This is a genomic window from Trabulsiella odontotermitis (assembly GCF_001188485.1).
Classification (GTDB): Bacteria; Pseudomonadota; Gammaproteobacteria; order Enterobacterales; family Enterobacteriaceae; genus Trabulsiella; species Trabulsiella odontotermitis_A.
Genome location: NZ_JNGH01000063.1, coordinates 13860 through 33798 on the forward strand (window position 1 = coordinate 13860; position 19939 = coordinate 33798).

Consider the following 19939-nt stretch of genomic DNA (forward strand, 5'->3'; position numbering starts at 1 on the left):
TATAGTCAGGGCTTTTCGCCGATTTGTAATGCCAGTTCACGGATAATGCCTGCGGTCATGCCCCAGACAAAATAGTGCTGATACCAGGAGAGCCACACGCGGTGCGAATTGCCGCGGCGGTGGATGTCGAGTGGGTGATAACGGCCAAGGCGAAGCGCCTCGGCGAGCGGCATTTCAAACACCGCCGAGACTTCATCAACGCTGGCATGATAGTGCAGATCCGGCGGAATAATCCCCACCACCGGCGTGACCTGAAAACCAGTAACGCTGTCCACCGGCGGCAACACGCCGAGAATTTCTACCGTCTCCGGGGGAATGGCGACCTCTTCCTGCGCCTCACGTAGCGCAGCGGCGATCAGTGACGCATCGGTGCTGTCCACCGCGCCGCCAGGAAACGCCACCTGACCGGCGTGCTTGCGCAGCAGCGGCGAACGCTGGGTCAATAGCAGCCCAGGCTGTGGACGACGCACCACCGGGATCAGCACCGCCGCCTGACGCTGATTCTGCGTACCGAGCCGCGGCTGCGGGCGCAGCAGCTGAAAACGGGAGATAAAATCGTCCAGGCTCAGATCAGAGGATGACATCAGTTACGGCTCCAGTTGTTGCAGTATACGGTTAACTTTATCAAACGTTTCCTGATACTCCGCGCTTTCCTCGCTGTCGGCGACGATCCCGCCCCCTGCGGAACAGTACACGTTGCCGTCGATGAGCGTCAGCGTGCGGATGGTGATGCTGGTGTCCATATTGCCGCAGAAGCTGAGATAGCCAATGCTGCCGCACCACGCGTTGCGCCGTTGCGGCTCCAGCTCGTCAATGATTTCCATCGCCCGCACTTTGGGTGCGCCGGTAATCGATCCGCCGGGAAACGCCGCACGCAGCAGGTCGGTGGCATGCAGATGCGCGGGCAGTTCAGCAGTAATGGTGCTGACCAGATGATGCACGGCGGGGAACGGCTCGACGACGAACAGCTCCGGCACCCGCACGCTGCCCGGCACTGCCACGCGGCCGATGTCGTTGCGCATCAGGTCGACAATCATCAGATTCTCCGCCCTGTCTTTCGGAGACGCCGCCAGCATTTGCGCCTGCTTTCTGTCGGCCTCGGGGTCGCTCAGTCGCGGCAGCGTGCCTTTGATCGGGCGCGTCTGAATCGTGCCCTGTTGCAGATGAATAAAGCGCTCCGGGGAGAGGCTCGCCACCGCGCCATCGTCGAGGCGCGATTCTGGCGATTCAGTCGCACAAACGCCTGCCAGGCGTCACCTTCACAGCGGGCCTGAAAACGTTGCGCCAGATTCACCTGATAGCAGTCGCCGCTGTGGAGATAGGCCTGCACCTGGCGAAATTTCTCACCGTAGCATTCCCGGCTCATATTGGAACGCCACGGCGAGGTGAGGGCGAAATCCGCTTCCGGCGGGCGCGTCTGTGCTTTCAGCCACTGTAACCGCGCGGCGGGATCGTCATAGCTCAGCAGTGTCACTTTTTTGAGCCGATGGTCGACAATCAGCGCCCAGTCGTAAATCCCTACCGCCATATCGGCCATCGCAATATCGTTTTGCGCAACGGCAGGGCAACGNNGTAGCCGAACAGCCCCAGCGCGCCGCCGAGAAACGGTACATCATCACTGGCAGGCGGGTTGATTCCACAGTCATCCAGCGCCTGTTGCAGCAGCGTCAGCGGGTCGTCAGTGGATTCTGTTACGTTATCACCCTGACGCCGCGTGGTCATCTCACCACGGGTCACCAGCGTGCAGCGCGGATCGGCGACCATAATGTCATAACGGCTGTAAGGATGGTCGGCATAGCCGGAGTGCAGCAGCATTGCCCAGGGGGTCGCGCTGAGGGCAGAAAACCAGTGTTCTGCGGCATCCTCGCGCCAGGGCAGTGTCATAATAGAAGGGGACAACATTTTCCTCGGTTTATATGTCTGTCGCCCACTGGTGAATGACGGGGCGACGTGAAATAATTGCAGCGAATAATGTAGCAGGAGTCAGACATGTTTGCAGGTTTACCTTCGCTCTCCCATGAGCAGCAGCAAAAAGCGGTTGAGCGTATTCAGGCGCTGATGTCACAGGGCATGAGCAGCGGTCAGGCGATTGCTCAGGTCGCGGAAGAGTTGCGGGCCNAATTACGCTGCCGCAATAATCTTAATTTCGACTTTGTATTGCGGCTTCATCAATCCGGCCTGCACGGTGCAACGTACCGGCGCATGGCCAGCCACCACCCACGCATCCCACGCCTTGTTCATCGCCGCGAAATCGGCTTTATCGGCAAGAAAAATCGTCGCATCCAGAATGCGGGATTTATCGCTGCCCTGTTTTTGCAGAATGGCGTCGATCTGCGCCAGTGTGTTGGCGGTCTGCTCAAAGGCATCAGCATCGAGATTCTCCGGGACGCCGGTGTAGTAAATCGTCTGGTTGTGGATCACAACGTCAGACCAGCGTGCTTCGGCGTCAATACGGGTAATCGTCATATTCAGGTTCCTCTGTGATATTCCATCGGTGTGCCGCAAGACTGCCACAATGTGCCGCCGGAGTCATCACTTCGACTGGCGCAACTCTGCGCAGCCTGACATAATCCCTGTCCAGATATACAGGGGGTAGTGTGACGGACGATTTTGCAACAGACGGTCAGTTAGCTAACGCGATACCGGGCTTTAAGCCGCGTGAACCGCAGCGCCAGATGGCGGTGGCGGTGGCGAAAGCTATCAACGAGACGCAGCCGCTGGTCGTTGAAGCGGGGACCGGCACCGGTAAAACCTACGCCTACCTGGCACCTGCGTTGCGGGCCAATAAAAAAGTCATCATCTCTACCGGCTCCAAAGCCCTGCAGGATCAGCTCTACAGCCGCGACCTGCCGACCGTGGCGAAAGCGCTCGGTTTCAAAGGCAATACCGCGCTGCTGAAAGGGCGCTCGAACTATCTCTGTCTGGAACGTCTCGAACAGCAGGCGCTGGCAGGAGGTGATTTACCTGTACAGACGCTGAGCGACGTGATCCTCCTGCGTTCGTGGTCCAATCAAACCATTGATGGCGATATCAGCACCTGTATCAGCGTGGCGGAAGATTCCGCCGCCTGGCCGCTGGTCACCAGCACCAACGACAACTGCCTCGGCAGCGACTGCCCGCTGTATAAAGACTGCTTTGTGGTCAAAGCGCGTAAAAAGGCGATGGACGCCGACGTGGTGGTGGTCAACCATCACTTGTTTCTTGCCGATATGGTGGTGAAAGAGAGCGGTTTTGGTGAGCTGATCCCGGAAGCGGAAGTGATGATCTTCGACGAAGCGCATCAGCTCCCGGATATCGCCAGCCAGTATTTTGGTCAGTCGCTCTCCAGCCGCCAGTTGCAGGATCTGGCGAAAGACATCACCATCGCCTACCGCACCGAACTGAAAGATACACAGCAACTGCAAAAATGTGCCGACCGTCTGGCGCAAAGTGCGCAGGATTTTCGCCTGCAACTGGGTGAGCCGGGCTATCGTGGCAACCTGCGCGAGCTGCTGGCGGACAGCAATATCCAGCGCGCGCTGCTGCTACTCGATGATGCGNAACTTTGCTACGACGTGGCGAAACTGTCGCTGGGGCGCTCGGCGCTACTGGATGCGGCATTTGAACGCGCTACGCTGTACCGCAGTCGCCTCAAGCGGCTGAAAGAGATCAACCAGCCTGGTTACAGCTACTGGTATGAATGCACTTCGCGCCATTTCACCCTCGCGCTGACACCGCTCACCGTCGCTGATAAATTCAAAGAGGTGATGGCGCAAAAGCCCGGCAGCTGGATTTTCACCTCCGCCACGCTGTCGGTGAACGACGATCTGCACCATTTCACCGCCCGTCTTGGCATTGAAGAGGCGGAATCGCTGCTGCTGCCAAGCCCGTTTGACTACGAAAAACAGGCGCTGCTGTGCGTACCGCGTAACCTGCCATCGCCCAACCAGCCGGGCGCGGCGCGACAGCTGGCGGCGATGCTCCGGCCATTGATTGAAGCCAACGACGGGCGCTGCTTTATGCTGTGTACCTCTCATGCCATGATGCGCGATCTCGCCGAGCAGTTCCGCGCCACCATGACGCTGCCGGTGCTCCTGCAGGGCGAAACCAGCAAAGCGCAGCTGTTGCAGCAGTTTGTCAGCGCCGGTAACGCCTTACTGGTGGCGACCAGCAGCTTCTGGGAAGGGGTGGACGTGCGCGGCGATGCGCTGTCGCTGGTGATCATCGACAAGCTGCCGTTTACCTCCCCGGACGATCCGTTGCTGAAAGCCCGCATGGACGACTGCCGTCTGCGTGGCGGCGATCCCTTTGACGACGTACAGTTACCGGATGCGGTGATCACCCTGAAACAGGGGGTGGGTCGCCTGATCCGCGACGTGGACGATCGCGGCGTGCTGGTGATCTGCGACAACCGTCTGGTGATGCGCCCCTACGGCGCGGTTTTCCTCGCCAGTCTGCCCCCGGCGCCACGCACGCGCGATATCGGTCGGGCAGTGCGTTTTCTCGCGCTGTCATCAACGCGGTAATTTGTGGCGGACTGTGGTAAGATGCGCGCCATTTTGAAGACCTGCTATTGCAAGAGCGCGAAAACAAATGCGAATTCTGGCTATTGATACCGCCACCGAGGCCTGTTCTGCTGCCCTGTGGAACGACGGTGCTCTCTCTGCACACTTCGAGCTGTGCCCCCGCGAACATACTCAACGCATCCTGCCGCTGGTGCAGGCGCTGCTGGACGAAAACGCCATTGCGCTGGCCGACCTGGATGCGCTGGCCTTTGGCCGCGGGCCGGGAAGCTTTACCGGCGTGCGCATCGGCATCGGCATTGCGCAGGGGCTGGCGCTGGGTGCAGAACTGCCGATGATTGGTGTCTCAACGCTGGCGACCATGGCGCAGGGCGCGTGGCGCAAAACCGGCGCGACCCGCGTGCTGGCTGCCATCGACGCGCGAATGGGCGAAGTCTACTGGGCGGAATATCAGCGTGACGCAGAGGGCGTCTGGCACGGTGAAACGAGCGAAGCGGTGCTGAAACCGGAGGCGGTCAACGCGCGCCTGAAGCAGCTCGACGGCAACTGGGCGACAGTCGGCACCGGCTGGGCGGGGGGGNCAGGGCGCTGACATCACGCTGACCGATGGCGACGTGCAACTGCCGTCTGCCGAAGATATGCTGCCGCTGGCCTGCCAGTTGTTCAGCGAACAAAAAGCGGTCGCGGTGGAACATGCCGAACCGAAATATTTACGTAATGAAGTTGCGTGGAAGAAACTTCCGGGCCGTGAATGAATCTTAGTAATAAGAGATTTTTCCGGGAGTTGTCATTAAGGAGCCACACATGGTGGGTCAAAAGCGTTTTTCACGTGGGCTGCTGGTCGGACTGGTTGCCATCGCATTAAGCGGCTGCGTTACCGTCCCTGATGCCATTCAGGGGACAAGCCCGACGCCGCAGCAGGATTTGACCCGAGTGATGGCGGCCCCGTCGCTGTACGTGGGGCAGGAAGCGCGGTTTGGCGGCAAAGTGGTCAGCGTGCGTAACGAGCAGGGGAAAACCCGGCTTGAGATTGCCACCGTTCCGCTGGATAGCGGCGCTCGCCCGGCGTTAGGCACCGCCTCGCGCGGTCGAATTTATGCTGATGTTAACGGTTTCCTTGATCCCGTCGATTTCCGCGACCAACTGGTGACCGTTGTCGGTCCAATCGCCGGCACGGTAGACGGAAAAATCGGCGATACACCATATAAATTTATGATGATGAACGTGACCGGCTATAAACGCTGGCGCGTCGTTCAACAAGTGGTCATGCCGCCGCAACCCATTGATCCATGGATGTGGGGGCCGTATCCTCGCCACGGTCGATACGGTTATGGCGGCTGGGGATGGTATAACCCAGGCCCCGCCCAGGTTCAGACGTTTGTAACCGAATAACCTGTTGTAAAGGTGATAAAAAGAAACAGCGGCCGGTCCGCTGTTTCTTTGTTCGTAAGGTCATAAGAAAAATAAATAGTGACGCGCTTCGCAACCTGCATTCTGCACAATTTCTAAACTGGTACGCTGAGTTAATATTATGTTAACGCGTTGTTTATTAATTGGGGTTGCGATGACGACGATTCGAAAAGTTAGAGGTGATGCATTGAAGAAGGTTTGGCTTAACCGTTATCCCGCCGATGTTCCGGCGGAGATCAATCCTGATCGTTACCAATCCCTGGTAGAACTGTTCGAGCATTCAACCACGCGCTATGCGGACCAGCCTGCGTTTATCAACATGGGCGAGGTGATGACATTCCGGAAACTGGAAGAGCGCAGCCGCGCGTTTTCTGCGTACCTCCAGCAGGGGCTGGGGCTGCAGAAGGGCGATCGGGTGGCATTAATGATGCCGAACCTGTTGCAGTACCCGGTGGCGCTGTTCGGCATTTTACGCGCCGGGATGATCGTGGTGAACGTGAACCCGCTGTACACGCCGCGCGAGCTTGAGCATCAACTGAACGACAGCGGCGCTGCCGCAATTATCATCGTGTCTAACTTTGCCCACACGCTGGAAAAAGTGGTCGACAGAACCCAGGTGAAGCACGTCATTTTGACGCGCATGGGCGACCAGCTCTCTGCCACCAAAGGCACCATTGTTAACTTCGTGGTCAAGTACGTTAAGCGTCTGGTGCCGAAATACCATCTGCCGGATGCGATCTCTTTCCGCCGTGCGCTGCAGCAGGGCTACCGCATGCAGTACGTGAAGCCGGAAATCGTCTCAGACGATCTCGCTTTCCTGCAGTATACCGGCGGCACGACGGGGGTCGCTAAAGGCGCGATGCTGACGCACCGTAACATGCTGGCGAACATTGAGCAGGTGAATGCCACCTACGGCCCGCTGCTGCATCGCGGTAAAGAGCTGGTGGTGACGCCGCTGCCGCTGTACCACATCTTTGCGCTGACCATTAACTGCCTGCTGTTTATTGAACTCGGCGGGCAGAATTTGCTGATCACCAACCCGCGCGATATTCCAGGGTTGGTGAAAGAGCTGGCGAAATATCCGTTTACCGCCATGACCGGCGTGAACACGTTGTTCAACGCCCTGCTGAACAACAAAGAGTTCCAGCAGCTTGATTTCTCGTCTCTGCATCTTTCGGCGGGGGGCGGTATGCCGGTGCAGCAGGTGGTGGCCGAGCGCTGGTTTAAACTCACCGGGCAGTATCTGCTGGAAGGCTACGGGCTGACCGAATGTGCGCCGCTGGTGAGCGTGAACCCACACGATATCGACTACCACAGCGGCAGTATTGGCCTGCCGGTGCCGTCCCCTGGTGGATGACGATGACAACGAGGTGCCGCACGGCGAGCCAGGCGAACTGTGCGTCAAAGGGCCGCAGGTGATGCTCGGTTACTGGCAGCGTCCGGATGCCACCGACGAAATCATGAAAGACGGCTGGCTGCACACTGGCGATATCGCGGTGATGGACGACGAAGGTTTCCTGCGCATCGTCGATCGCAAGAAAGACATGATTCTGGTCTCCGGTTTTAACGTTTATCCGAATGAGATCGAAGACGTAGTCATGCAGCACCCGGGCGTACAGGAAGTGGCCGCCGTCGGCGTGCCGTCCGGCTCCAGCGGTGAAACGGTCAAGATCTTCGTGGTCAAAAAGGACAAGTCACTGACCGAAGAGGCGCTGGTGACGTTCTGCCGTCGTCAGCTCACCGGTTACAAGGTGCCGAAGCTGGTGGAGTTCCGCGACGAACTACCGAAATCCAACGTCGGAAAAATTTTGCGACGAGAACTACGTGACGAAGCCCGCGCCAAAGTAGACAATAAAGGCTGAGCTTCGAGACAGTCGCCCCAGACGCCGGTTCTACCGGCGTTTTTTTTGGCGCAACCAACAGAGAGTATGATTTGAACTATCAGATGATCACCACCAACGACGCGCTCCAGCGCCTGTGCGAGACCGCGCGCAACGTGTCGGCCATTGCCCTCGATACCGAGTTCGTACGCACCCGCACATATTACCCGCAGCTGGGTCTGATTCAGCTGTTCGACGGTGAGCAGGTGGCGCTGATCGATCCCCTGACCATTACCGAATGGTCGCCAATGCGTGAGTTGTTATTAGATAAAAACGTAACAAAATTTCTCCACGCCGGGAGCGAAGACCTGGAAGTGTTTCTTAACGCCTTTGACCTGCTGCCGCAGCCGCTGATCGATACGCAGATCCTGGCGGCGTTTTGCGGTCGCCCGATGTCGTGGGGTTTTGCCGCGATGGTGGAGGAGTACACGGGTTTAACGCTCGACAAGAGTGAATCGCGCACTGACTGGCTGGCGCGCCCGCTGACCGAACGTCAATGTGATTATGCCGCCGCCGACGTCTGGTACTTACTGCCAATCGCTAAAAAACTGATGGCGGAAACCGACAGCGCAGGCTGGCTGCCCGCCGCGCTGGATGAATGCCAGTTGATGATGCAGCGTCGTCAGGAAGTGCTCGATCCAACGGAAGCCTGGCGCGACATCGGCAACGCCTGGCAGCTTCGCACGCGTCAGCTCGCCTGTCTGCAACTGCTGGCGGAATGGCGTCTGCGCAAAGCGCGTGAGCGCAATCTGGCGGTCAATTTCGTGGTGCGTGAAGAGCACCTGTGGGCAGTGGCGCGCTATATGCCGACTTCCCTGGGTGAACTCGACAGCCTCGGCCTGTCCGGCAGCGAAATCCGTTTCCATGGCAAAACACTGTTAAGTCTGGTGGCGAAAGCCGCAGCGCTAACAGACGATCTGCTGCCGGAGGCGTTGCAGAATCTGGTCGATATGCCGGGTTATCGTAAAATCTTCAAAGAGATCAAAGCGCTGGTGCAGGTGATTAGCACCGAGAAGGGCGTGAGTGCGGAGATGCTGGCATCGCGTCGTCAGATCAACCAGTTGCTGAACTGGCACTGGGCACTGCGACCACAAAACGGATTGCCTGAGATGGTGTCTGGCTGGCGCGGAGAATTGATGGCCGATCGTCTGAAAACGCTGCTGGACGCGTACCCGCGTTAAGGTAGCCCCGGTAAGCGTAGCGCCACCGGGGAATTTGCCGGGCGGCGCGTTGCTTGCCCGGCCTACAGCGACGTGTTCACGACTTTGACTCTTCCGTTTCTGGCAACGTGACGTTGAGCTCCAGAATCGAAATGTCCCCATCTTTTTGCTCAAGCTGCACGGTGACCATTTCCGGGTCAATCTGCACATACTTGCAAATCACTTCCAGAATGTCTTTTCTCAGCTGTGGCAGGTAATGCGGTTCTGCGTCGCTGCGGCGGCGTTCCGCCACGATAATCTGTAACCGCTCTTTTGCGATGTTAGCGGTGTTCTTTTTTCGTGAGAGAAAAAAGTCGAGTAATGCCATAATTTATCCTCCGAACAGGCGTTTGAGGAAACCTTTCTTCTCTTCTTCTACGAAGCGGAAAGGACGTTCTTCTCCCAGAAGACGTTCCACTGCGTCGGCATAGGCTTTCCCTGCATCCGACGTATCATCCAGAATAACCGGCTCACCCTGGTTGGAAGCACGCAGCACAGACTGGTCTTCCGGGATGACGCCAACGAGTTTAATGCGCAGAATTTCCAGCACATCTTCCATGCTCAGCATGTCGCCACGGTTTACGCGACCCGGATTGTAACGGGTCAATAACAGATGCTCTTTGATAGGATCTTCACCGTTCTCGGCGCGGCGGGATTTTGACGCCAGAATGCCAAGAATACGGTCTGAGTCACGCACGGAAGAGACTTCCGGGTTGGTGGTAATAATCGCTTCATCAGCGAAGTAGAGCGCCATCAGCGCACCGGTTTCGATGCCCGCCGGGGAGTCACAGACGATGAAATCGAATTCCATCTTTTTCAGATCGTCGAGCACTTTTGCCACGCCTTCACGGGTGAGGGCGTCTTTGTCACGCGTCTGTGAGGCGGGCAGAATGAACAGGTTCTCAGTGCGCTTGTCCTTAATCAGCGCCTGATTCAGCGTTGCATCGCCCTGGATGACGTTCACGAAATCATAGACCACGCGGCGCTCGCACCCCATGATCAGGTCGAGGTTACGCAGCCCGATGTCAAAATCGATAACGACAGTTTTCTTTCCCTTCTGGGCCAAACCAGTAGCGATGGCCGCGCTGGAGGTGGTCTTGCCAACGCCTCCTTTACCCGAAGTAACAACAATAATGCGTGCCATAGAAATTCCTTGTTAAAAAGGGATCAATTCAACGGTTGAACAGTCAAAGCGTCGTCTGCCAGTTGCAGGCGTGCCGCTTTGCCATAAAATTCGGCCGGGATGTTATCGCTCAGCCAGTATTGCCCGGCGATGGAAACCAGTTCCGCCGCCAGGTGAGTACAGAATATTTGTGCTTCTCTGTCGCCACTGGCACCCGCCAGCGCGCGTCCACGCATCATGCCATAAACATGGATGTTGCCGTCGGCAATCAGTTCCGCGCCTGCGCTCACGTGGTTCGTCACAATCAGATCACATTGTGGTGCATAAATGCGCTGACCGGAACGAACCGGGGCGTCAATTAAACGTGTTTTTGTGACTGGAGTAACATCTGGCGGTGGTGATGGGGGTGTTTTTGCCGACGCGGCGCGTGAAACTTTCTCTTTCCCTTCAGTCAGTAAGGGAATACCAGCACCGTCGATTTCCGCTTTCAGCTTGCCGTTTCTACAGCCGCTGACACCCATAATGCGCAGGCCGGTTTCGCAGATCACCTGCTGAAGGGGTTGCCAGGTGACGGCATCATCGAGATTGCTGATATTGACGACCACCGGTGCATGACGAAGAAAAGCCGGAGCCTGGGCGATTTTGTCTTCTAACGCCTGACGAATAACCTCGGGTTTTGCTTCATGCAAATGGAGGACTGATAAAGTGAAGCTACTGCCTTTCAATTCTAGTGGCGTCTGTGACATCCTGGCCTTACTCAATTTTCACATTATCAACCGCCGAAGTGCGGTGATATTCCGAAGACTATCAGGCATGTTATAGTCAGTCATATATTGAGGCAAGTCACCACCAGATTAATTCAGAGTAAAAGTATGTTTTGTGTGATCTACCGAAGTTCAAAACGCGACCAGACCTATTTATATGTCGAAAAAAAGGACGATTTCTCACGCGTGCCGGAAGCGTTAATGCGCGGGTTCGGTCAGCCGCAGCTGGCAATGATCCTGCCACTGGACGGCCGCAAAAAGCTGGTTAATGCTGATCTCGATAAAGTAAAACAGGCGCTGGTCGATCAAGGCTATTATTTGCAACTCCCGCCGCCGCCAGAAAATCTCCTCAAGCAACACCTGAGCGCGGCCACGGATAAATAATCAGGGGAACACAATGTATCAACATCATAACTGGCAGGGTGCTCTGCTGGATTACCCGGTCAGCAAAGTGGTTTGCGTCGGCAGTAATTATGCCAAACATATAAAAGAAATGGGCAGCGAAACGCCGGATGAGCCGGTGCTGTTTATTAAACCGGAAACCGCGTTGTGCGATATACACCAGCCGCTGGTGATCCCGCAGGGATTTGGCTCGGTGCATCACGAAGTGGAGCTGGCGGTACTGATTGGCGCGACGCTGCGTCAGGCCACCGAAGCGCACGTCCAGAAAGCGATTGCGGGTTATGGTGTGGCGCTGGATCTCACCCTGCGCGACGTGCAGGGCAAAATGAAAAAAGCCGGTCAGCCGTGGGAAAAAGCCAAAGGCTTTGATAATTCCTGCCCGATCTCCGGTTTTATTCCGGCGGCGGAATTTAACGGCGACGCGCAAAATACCACGCTGGGTCTGAAGGTGAATGGCGCGGTGCGCCAGCAGGGCAGCACGGCGGATATGATCCACAAAATCGTACCGCTGATTGCCTATATGAGCCGTTACTTTACCCTCAAGCCTGGTGACGTCATTCTGACCGGCACCCCGGATGGCGTGGGCCCGCTCGCCAGCGGCGACGAGCTGGAAGTCAGTCTTAATGGTGTGTCTCTCACCACGCGTGTGCTGTAGCCNCAAAACTTGCATCGACGTGCCAGACTGGTTATAAGGTGCACCCTGGTTTTCAATGACGGACATCCTGATGAGCGACACACCTTTCTGGCAACGTAAAACCCTCGACGACATGACGGACGCCGAGTGGGAGTCGCTGTGCGATGGTTGCGGCCAGTGCTGCCTGCACAAGTTGATGGATGAAGATACCGACGAAATCTACTTCACCAACGTCGCCTGTAAACAGCTCAACATCAAAACCTGCCAGTGCCGGAACTACGAAAAGCGTTTCGACTATGAGCCGGACTGCATCAAACTCACCCGTGAANNCACCGGTTCAAAAGCTGCCATGCATGGCGAGCGGATTTCCGTGCGTCATATTGCAGTGAAGGAATCTGAAGTGCGCGACTGGCAGGATCATATTCTGAATAAGCCAGAGTGGGCTGACTAACGGTTCACTCGCCACGCCACATCTTTCAGCACATCCCGCGCTGCCTGGCTGATTCCGCCCAGCTGGAAGAAACCATGTATCACGCCAGACCAGCGCTGGCAGGTGGCAACAACGCCCTGGTCCGTCAACCGATGATATAGCGCTTCGCCTTCATCACACAGCGGATCGTATTCCCCCGTAATGATATGCACCGGCGGCAGACCTGTGAAGTCCTCCCGCCACAGCGGGCTGGCCTCCGGGTGCGTGCGATCAACACCGGGTAGAAAAACCGCTCAGCAGCGTATCGCGAGTGATGACATAGTCAAGACCGTTACGGGTATAGCTTTCGAAATGGGCGGTGGCATCGAGCATCGGGTAAATCAGAATGAGTTGCCGGGGCAGCCACTGCGCTGCAGCTTTTAGCCGCAACGCAGTCACCAGCGCCAGATGGCCGCCCGCGCTGTCGCCAGCAAAAGTGATGCGGGCACGATCAACACCCAGAGCATCGGCATGCTGCCATATTAGTTGTGCTCCGCGTTCTGCATCGTCGTGCGCCGCAGGAAAAGTATGTTCAGGGGCCAGACGATACTGCACGGCAATTACCCGGCAATGACCGTGATACGCAAGTTGACGCAATTGATTATCATGAGTGGCAAAGCCGCCGCTGACGAAGCAGCCGCCATGGTAATAAAAGAGCGATGGCAGAAGGCCGTTCGCATTGAGCGGTGACACGACCCGAAAAGAGATTCCTTCCAGTTCGACATCTTTAACCTCAACGCGACTTTCCGTTTCCCCGGCCAGCACCGCACTGGCGATATATCCTGCACGGCGTTCTTCAATTGACTGAGCCCGCGAAGAGGGGCGACCCTGCGCAATAAATTCCTCAACCAGTGCCTTAATACCGTTTTCCAGCGCCATAGCGTTTCCTTTCTGTATGGATATACAGTGTTATAGCCTGGAATGAAGGAAAGAGGAAGAGTGAGAAACGCCACCGGCATCACCGGTGGCGTTTTTTTATCAGAACAACACAGAATAGTTCAGACCAAAGGTGCGCCCGCGGCCTTTATAGGTGTACAGACCCGGTGCGCCGTAGGTTGGGCTGTAGAGCCCCGGTGCGCGCTGGCCCCAGACGGTGGTGTAGTCTTCGTCGAGCAGGTTTTCGATACTGAAGCTGACTTTACCCACCGGCAGGTTATAGCTGCCGAGGAAATCCACGGTGTTGTAGCCGTCAATTTTGTTGCCGTCGGCATCGGAAAGGTCAAACGTCTGAGTGCTTTGTACGCGCAGTGCCCAGTCGCCCGGCGCCCAGTTGACCCATGCACTGACTTTCGACGGGCTGGCGCTGTCGACGGTCAGCTTCTCCCATTTGCCGTTTTCACGGGTTTCGGATTTGATGGCGTTGAAGTTCGACCCGAGGCTCCAGTCGCTGTCAGTGAAGAAGTAATCCACCTGACCTTCGACCCCGTAGATGCGACGCTTGTCGTCATCCATGGTGATGGTCATGTCGGTCTTGTTGATATTGATGGTTTTATCCGACAGCGAGTAGTACGCCGCCACCTGGGTGCGCAGGTTGTCGCCGGTGAGGCGCCAGCCCAGCTCGTAGGCATTGACTTTAATGCCGTCCAGCTTCGAATCGTTAACGTTGACGCTATTGTTCAGGCGATAGTGGCCATTGACCAGCGTGTAGTTGCCTGAGCCGTAGTATTTCGCCAGATCCGGGATTTCAAAGCCCTGCGAGAAGTTGAACCACACCTGCTGGCGGTCGGTAACGTGACCGAGGATCCCGGCATTAAACAGGAAATTGTTGTAGTCGGTTTTCCCGCCCGGAACTGCGTCAGCGGAGGTGGCTTTGCCGGTGGCGATCGCCTGCTGCTGCGCATAGCCAACAAAATCATCCACTTTGTTTTCGGTGTACTGATAACGCACGCCGCCGCTGAGGGTGATGGCGTCGATGTCGTAGCTGGCCTGCAGGAATGGCGCGAGGTTGGTGATGCTGTAACCCGGGTAGCGTCCGACGTTGTAGGCGTTATCCAGCTTCATGCCGCCGCTCGCCGCTGCTTTGTCGAGATCAAAGAACTGCTGGTTGGCGTTGAAGGTTTCATGATCGGCATCGATACCCCAGGTCAGCGACAGGTCATCGACGGGTTTGCTGTTAAGAGTCAGCTTGCCGCCGTAGAAATCGGTCTTCTGCTGGGACGCGCCGATGCTGGTCACGGCACCTTTGGAGAGCGTCGGGAACGGGTAAAACGTCAGGCTCTCGTCGCGATAGTAAATCTGCGCCGCCAGATCCTGCCCCCAGAAATCGGTATTAGAATATTGCAGGTTGATCAGATGACGCTCGGTGCCCGGCAGTCGGTCGGAATCAAGATTGCCTTTGTTGTAGGCCTTCGCATCGCCGGTCACCGCCGAGAAATTGTCGCCCAGGAACAGGCCGTGCTTACCGTCAGACTGGCTCTTGTAGTATTGCGTCGTAAGCTGCAACTGCTGGTGGTCGTCAATGTTCAGGGTGCCGGTGCCCATCACATCCAGACGGTCAGAGTACTGCAGACCGGTCTGGGTGTTGTCGATGATCACTTCGTCGCCGTTGCCATCATACCAGCCGCCATAGCGTTGATACGCCACGGAGAGACGCCCGGATGCGTTGTCGTTACCGCCGCTGACCGCCGCCGCCACGTTCTCGTCGTGATCGTTATGGCTGGTTAAANNCGCCGGTCTGGAATTCTACCTCAGTATCCGGCTGACCTTTTTTGGTCACCACGTTGATCAGGCCACCGGTGCTGCCGCCGCCGTACAGCGACGTCGCGCCGGAGATCACTTCGATGCGCTCAATATTGAACGGGTCAATAGAATCCAGCTGGCGGCTGTCGCTGCGGGAAGAGTTGAGGCGCACGCCGTCAACCATCACCATCATCGAACGGCCACGCATGTTCATGCCGTAGTTGGTGCGGCCCTGGCTGCTGACGTCCATGCCGGGGATCAACTGCGCCAGCACCTCTTTCAACTCTTTACCGCCCTGAACCTGCTGTTCGATTTCAGCCTGTTCAATGACCCAGGTGGTTTGCGCCATATCCGCCACGGTATGGTTCGCGCGACTGGCGGGGGCGGCCCNTCCGCCCATGCAGACGCGGAAAGCATAGCCAACAGGCAAGGATTCAAAACCCAAAGATAAGAACGTTTCATTGTTATTGTGTTCCTGTCAGAACTGAGTGGTTTTTAACGGTTGAGAAACCTGGTGAAGATCGCGGCTGGGCTCGCTGCGCCAGTGGATCACGCCAGGGGTGGTGGACAGCTCAAACGGTGCATCAGGGTGAGCGCGATTAATGATTCGCGCCGCCCGCCAGGCCATCAGGCTGAGCTGCGGTTCGGCAATACCAAGACTGTGCATTCCGGCATTGACGGCAAAAAGCTGATTGCTGTGCGGACCATTCCACTGCACAGAGAAATCGGTATTGACCTGGAATTCTTCATCGCGGGTCAGGTGCAGACGGTGCGCCAGTGGGGCAAGGAATGCCGGGTGTGCCGGGCGATAACCGGTGGCGAAAATCACGATATCGGTATCGAGCGTTTCCTCGCCATCATCCAGGTGATGACGCAACGTCAGGCGCTGGGCGTTGTCCTGCGCGGTGACGCGGGTCACGGAGCGGGAAGGGAGCAGATGTGCCCACGGCTGTTCACGCAGCACTTCGAAGCGGTGATACATGGCGCGGTAAATCGCCAGCAGCGACTCTGTGGTGATGCCATCGGAGGTCATTTTCTGCTCGGCGAGCATCTTTTCGCGCACCTCTTCCTTCAGCGTGGCAAAGCTGTCGAGGTATTCCGGCGTGAAGTACTCGTTGGCAAACGCCGCTTCATCCAGCGCGTTGTAGTTGTTGCGACGCGACACCCAGTTGAGGGTTGCCGGCTGGCCCCATTCGCCCCGGAAAATGTTGAGGAACAGATCCGCGCCGCTCTGGCCGCCGCCAACCACGGTCACGCGCTTGCCAGCCAGCGACGGGGTGCGCATCATCATTTCGCTGGCGTGGAAGCAGCGGTCGCTCTGCTCGTTGACACAGGCGGGCAGATTGATCGCTTTGCCGATGCCGAGGCAGACGTGGCGCGCCTGGAAACGGTCGCGCTGGGTCACCACTTCGAAAACGCCGGCCTGTTCGTTGTAGCTTACTTCCTGCACCTGCTGGCTGAAGGCGAGGTTGTTCAGGTTCGCTGCCGCCCAGCACAGGTAATCGGCAAACTCTTCACGGGAAACGGTGCGCTGCTCGGTGGTCAGAAAACGGTAGAACTTTTTGCGCTGCACCAGATAGTTGAGGAAGCTGTGGCGATTGGTCGGTTCAACGGCACTGACCAGATCTTTCAGGAAACTGGTCTGCATATAGCAATCCGGCACCATCATTCCCGGATGCCAGGAAAACTGCGGTTTGCTCTCCAGAAACAGCGTACTGAAACCGTCGAGACCTTCAGCCAGCGCGGCGATGCTTAAGTTGAATGGGCCAATACCTATGCCAATGAAATCATACGTTTTCATTCTGCGGACTCCCTGGTGACCAGATAAAGTGGGTTGTTGAGATCGGTTAAATAGTTCGGCAGCATGCGGCTGCCGCCATCGTGTTCGGAAAAGGTGAGCTTCACGGGGTTCAGCACCACGCGAATGATGTGCGGTTTGAACAGGTCAAACAGCGCAAAACGTTCTGCCATCTGCGGGTGCTGCGCCATATAGCGCGCAAGAACACCCGCCAGGATCTGGTAAAAGCGGGTTTCGCTGACGCCGCACTGGATCGTCAGACGAGAAATAAAACGCAGCACGGTAACAAAATGACCGGTCTGCAAATCGTGAATGATGTAATCCGCGCTGAGGCGGGCGGTGACGGCTTTCACCGCGTCCGGCAGCGTCGCCGCTTCGGGAAAATCGAGATCCACCAGCCGCATGTCGCCCTGAAAATCTTTCAGCAGAATGCGCTGCGGGACATGGTCTTTCATCACCAGCGTCACGTTCTGGCCGTGGGCAATCAACGCCACGCCGTAGCGGCACAGCAGGTGATAGAACGGCAGCACCACGGCGGTGAACATCTTTTCCAGCCAGGCCTCCGCAGAGAGATCAGAACGGGCGATCCACGCGTCAATCAGTGGACGCCCGGCGTTATCGCTCTCCATCAGCGCCGCCATCAGCACTGCCTGTTCGCCGTTCTGCAAATAGCAGGAGGGATTTTCGCGCCAGATCACCCCCAGCATTTCCTGGAAACGATAGGGCGCTTTCGGCAACGCGGCATAGCCGGTGTGCGAGAGATAACCGGCTGCCGGTTCCCCCAGCGCCTGCGCGCCCAACGCGGTCAGCNGTCAGCGTGCGCAAAGACTGCTGTGCCAGATATTCATCCCCAAATTCGCCCAGTTCGACGATCTCACCCCGCGCCAGCTGCGGTAAAAAGTGCAGGGCGATTTTCTGCTGCCATTGCCACGGATGCAGCGGCACCGGCAGCCAGTTATTATCCAGCCCCTGCGCCTGCCACTGCGCGTCAAAACGCTGACGTTCGCCGTCGTCCATCGCGCTGGCCAGCAGATTGCGGATGTCGCAGTCGGCGTCGCTGCTCCACACCAGCCGGTCGCGGCGCACAGCAATCCAGTGCAGGCGAAAACGCCCACGATATTCCGGCGCATACTGGCGAAGGGCGTCCAGCCCCCAGCCGCGACGGCCTTTGTTAAAGATGAATTTCGGGTGGCCGGAGAGCAGGCACTGCAAGTCGTCCGGATCGAGATCGATCAGCGCATCGGCATCGAGATGTTCGCGGGCGATCAAAAGCTGGAGATCGCCGCGCAGGGTGGCGTAGAGATCTTCCAGATGTTCGGCGGTCTGCGCATCGCTCATTGCCAGCACCTTCGCCAGCTGGCGCAGCGCGCTTTCGGCCTCAACCGGTTCGCCGCTGCGGTTGCTGAGTGTGGCGGTGTCGATATGCAGCCAGCCCCAGATGCCGCGCGTGGCGGTAAATTCCCAGCGTTCATCGCCGAGGGTGATAGCCCAGCGATGCGGGGCAATTTCTTCGGCGGTCAGCGTGCGCTCGTACTCCAGTTCCGCGAGGATCTTCGCCACCATCTCACGGTTCACCTGTTGCCACGCCGCCATCATAGCCCCACCTCACGGAAGAAGTGGTCGCGCTGGCTCATCACCAGCCGGGAACGTTTGTGCGGGAAATCGAACTCTTTGACGGTGTCGAAACCGGCCACCGGCAGATGACGGAACAGACGCTGATTATCAAAGCGCGGCTCAGCGACAAGCCGCGTGGTGCGCGGCTCATCGAGCCACAGATAATGGCTCAGGCCGCGCAGCCAACTGCGGATATACTGCGCACCGCGCCACTGCTCTTCACCCACCAACATATGCAGTCCGCGGTCAAACGACTGCCAGCGATAGTGGCGACCAATGCGATCTTCGGCGGCCCAGTAAATCTCAAAATAACCAAACGGCTGATCGTCAAAGCAGCCGATCAACGGATAGCAATATGACGAATCGAGCTGCTTGCGCAGATAGTTTTCCTGTTCTGCCTGCGGCCCGGCCATTTCCCAGAAGGCATTAACGCGCGGGGCGTTCATCCAGCGGGTGAAGGTTTCGGCGTCGGTGGCAACGTCGGCCACGCGGAAGCTCAATGTGTGCTTAATCTGCGCATCATAACGGCGATAAACCTCGCCGGACGGACGCGGCGGGCGCACCGGGAAACAGAGCTGGCGCGACGCATCAAACTGCATGTCATTGCGCGGCTGCGGACGTTCACCGCGCAGCCACAGCGGCAACTGCCAGAAGGTTTCCCGCGCCAGATAATCGCTTTGTACCTGTGCGAACAGGCGCTGCGCGTCGTCGTGATGATGCCACTGTGCCCACGGCAGCGTTATGCCGGTGAGCTGCGGGGCGGCGACGAACAACTGATCGAGCGCCTCAAACAGCCAGCCGTCCGGCAGGTTATCCAGCGGATGGAGAACGGCGCTGCCGTCGAGACCGAGCGTCAGCGGCAGTGCCACGTCGAGGCTGGCACAGCGGAATCCGTAGCCGTCATGAACAATCTTCGCGTGCGGCATCAGACAGGCTCCTTGTAGAACGGATTACTGAAATCGAAATAGATCACCGCCGGGTCGACGATGGTGTTTTCGTTGTGATCGTGGAGATAGCAGAAGAAATTGCCTTTGCAGTTCCAGTGCGCGCTGTCGAGCACGTAATCAAGGCAGCGGGTGTTTTTCGCTGTCACGCGCAACTGTGCCAGCGCCTCGCGCACCAGCTGCATCAGGCTCTCTTCACTGGCAAACCCGGCCGCGCCCAGTGCCGCAGTGACGGCAAGGGTCGAATTTACCAGCAGGTAATAGGGGAAATAGCGCAGCAGTTGCGCCTCGCTGAAGCGGTTTTCGGCATCAGGTNCCGACCGGCAGGTCTTCCTGCATCTCCACCAGAATGTTTTGCTGATGGGCGAGCAGCACCAGACCGTAATCCGCTTCGGCACTAAACAGCGGCAGCAGCACGCGGTCACAGTAGGCCTGAACCCAGCAGCGGGCGGCGGTCTCCAGCGGCAGGTTGAGGCGCTGACTCAGGCGGCGCACCGCGGCGGCCAGCAGGCTGTCGCCGC

Annotated in this window: 14 protein-coding genes and 8 pseudogenes; 9 read left to right on the forward strand and 13 right to left on the reverse strand. The window is 57.6% G+C overall.

Annotated elements, in window-relative coordinates; all coding sequences use genetic code 11:
- Positions 1–5: 5 nt before the first annotated feature.
- The 3 genes and pseudogenes from GM30_RS05380 to GM30_RS27815 all read right to left on the reverse strand — a co-directional run bounded on the left by GM30_RS05380 (position 6) and on the right by GM30_RS27815 (position 1902).
- Positions 6–584 carry a CoA pyrophosphatase gene (locus GM30_RS05380; RefSeq protein WP_049847789.1) on the reverse strand — a complete coding sequence of 193 codons (579 nt, stop codon included), beginning with the start codon at positions 582–584 and terminating at the stop codon, positions 6–8.
- 3 nt (positions 585–587) lie between these two features.
- Positions 588–1537: pseudogene (gene pabB / locus GM30_RS05385) on the reverse strand (aminodeoxychorismate synthase component I).
- Positions 1519–1902, reverse strand: coding sequence for a hypothetical protein (locus GM30_RS27815; protein WP_476690583.1), 384 nt, complete (start codon positions 1900–1902; stop codon positions 1519–1521). The pseudogene pabB and the gene GM30_RS27815 overlap by 19 nt, the downstream one beginning before the upstream one ends.
- 87 nt (positions 1903–1989) lie before the next feature.
- Between GM30_RS27815 and GM30_RS23815 the strand changes: the two are divergent.
- Positions 1990–2118 (forward strand): annotated as a pseudogene (locus tag GM30_RS23815) (YoaH family protein); the annotation flags it as partial.
- Between the two features lie 3 nt (positions 2119–2121).
- Here the strand turns inward: GM30_RS23815 and GM30_RS05390 are convergent.
- On the reverse strand, positions 2122–2466 hold the full coding sequence (locus GM30_RS05390; protein ID WP_049847790.1) for a RidA family protein: 345 nt from the start codon (positions 2464–2466) through the stop codon (positions 2122–2124).
- A 131-nt stretch (positions 2467–2597) separates the two neighbouring features.
- On the opposite strand from GM30_RS05390, the gene GM30_RS05395 reads away from it, so the two are divergent.
- From GM30_RS05395 to rnd, 5 genes and pseudogenes are all read left to right on the forward strand, one after another.
- Positions 2598–4505, forward strand: coding sequence for a DNA repair helicase YoaA (locus GM30_RS05395; protein ID WP_049847791.1), 1908 nt, complete (start codon positions 2598–2600; stop codon positions 4503–4505).
- 67 nt (positions 4506–4572) lie between these two features.
- Positions 4573–5257: pseudogene (gene tsaB, locus GM30_RS05400) on the forward strand (tRNA (adenosine(37)-N6)-threonylcarbamoyltransferase complex dimerization subunit type 1 TsaB).
- A 49-nt stretch (positions 5258–5306) separates the two neighbouring features.
- A complete protein-coding gene (locus GM30_RS05405; protein ID WP_049847792.1) occupies positions 5307–5894 on the forward strand; it encodes a Slp/YeaY family lipoprotein in 588 nt (195 codons plus the stop codon).
- Between the two features lie 205 nt (positions 5895–6099).
- Positions 6100–7774 (forward strand): annotated as a pseudogene (gene fadD / locus GM30_RS05410) (long-chain-fatty-acid--CoA ligase FadD).
- Between the two features lie 83 nt (positions 7775–7857).
- Positions 7858–8973: a ribonuclease D gene (rnd, locus tag GM30_RS05415; protein ID WP_072094040.1), complete on the forward strand. Its 1116-nt coding sequence runs from the start codon at positions 7858–7860 to the stop codon at positions 8971–8973.
- Positions 8974–9049: 76 nt separating this feature from the next.
- Here rnd and minE read toward each other — a convergent pair whose 3' ends face one another.
- From minE to minC, 3 genes are read right to left on the reverse strand one after another with little or no spacing between them, the layout of a single operon-like run.
- Positions 9050–9319, reverse strand: coding sequence for a cell division topological specificity factor MinE (gene minE / locus GM30_RS05420; RefSeq protein WP_038153586.1), 270 nt, complete (start codon positions 9317–9319; stop codon positions 9050–9052).
- A 3-nt stretch (positions 9320–9322) separates the two neighbouring features.
- Positions 9323–10135: a septum site-determining protein MinD gene (gene minD, locus GM30_RS05425; protein WP_049847794.1), complete on the reverse strand. Its 813-nt coding sequence runs from the start codon at positions 10133–10135 to the stop codon at positions 9323–9325.
- Between the two features lie 23 nt (positions 10136–10158).
- Positions 10159–10860: a septum site-determining protein MinC gene (gene minC / locus GM30_RS05430; protein WP_049847795.1), complete on the reverse strand. Its 702-nt coding sequence runs from the start codon at positions 10858–10860 to the stop codon at positions 10159–10161.
- A 126-nt stretch (positions 10861–10986) separates the two neighbouring features.
- Here minC and GM30_RS05435 point away from each other — a divergent pair, with 126 nt between their 5' ends.
- The 3 genes from GM30_RS05435 (at position 10987) to GM30_RS05445 (ending at position 12365) form a co-directional block, all read left to right on the forward strand.
- Positions 10987–11262 (forward strand): YcgL domain-containing protein, encoded by a 276-nt coding sequence (locus GM30_RS05435; protein WP_049847796.1) that lies wholly within the window; start codon positions 10987–10989, stop codon positions 11260–11262.
- Positions 11263–11275: 13 nt separating this feature from the next.
- Positions 11276–11935: a fumarylacetoacetate hydrolase family protein gene (locus tag GM30_RS05440; protein WP_049847797.1), complete on the forward strand. Its 660-nt coding sequence runs from the start codon at positions 11276–11278 to the stop codon at positions 11933–11935.
- Between the two features lie 70 nt (positions 11936–12005).
- Positions 12006–12365, forward strand: coding sequence for a YcgN family cysteine cluster protein (locus GM30_RS05445; protein WP_049847801.1), 360 nt, complete (start codon positions 12006–12008; stop codon positions 12363–12365).
- Here GM30_RS05445 and GM30_RS05450 read toward each other — a convergent pair.
- The 6 genes and pseudogenes from GM30_RS05450 to GM30_RS23820 form a co-directional block, all read right to left on the reverse strand.
- Positions 12362–13262: pseudogene (locus GM30_RS05450) on the reverse strand (alpha/beta hydrolase). The gene GM30_RS05445 and the pseudogene GM30_RS05450 sit on opposite strands and share 4 nt — an antisense overlap.
- A gap of 99 nt (positions 13263–13361) precedes the next feature.
- A pseudogene (locus GM30_RS05455) lies at positions 13362–15524 on the reverse strand (TonB-dependent siderophore receptor).
- A gap of 16 nt (positions 15525–15540) precedes the next feature.
- Positions 15541–16863 (reverse strand): lysine N(6)-hydroxylase/L-ornithine N(5)-oxygenase family protein, encoded by a 1323-nt coding sequence (locus GM30_RS05460; RefSeq protein ID WP_049847798.1) that lies wholly within the window; start codon positions 16861–16863, stop codon positions 15541–15543.
- Positions 16860–18456, reverse strand: a pseudogene (locus GM30_RS05465) (IucA/IucC family protein). Before GM30_RS05465 ends, GM30_RS05460 begins: the two are co-directional and overlap by 4 nt.
- Positions 18453–19400 (reverse strand): GNAT family N-acetyltransferase, encoded by a 948-nt coding sequence (locus GM30_RS05470; RefSeq protein WP_049847799.1) that lies wholly within the window; start codon positions 19398–19400, stop codon positions 18453–18455. Before GM30_RS05470 ends, GM30_RS05465 begins: the two are co-directional and overlap by 4 nt.
- A pseudogene (locus GM30_RS23820) lies at positions 19400–19939 on the reverse strand (IucA/IucC family C-terminal-domain containing protein); the annotation flags it as partial. The gene GM30_RS05470 and the pseudogene GM30_RS23820, both read right to left, overlap by 1 nt.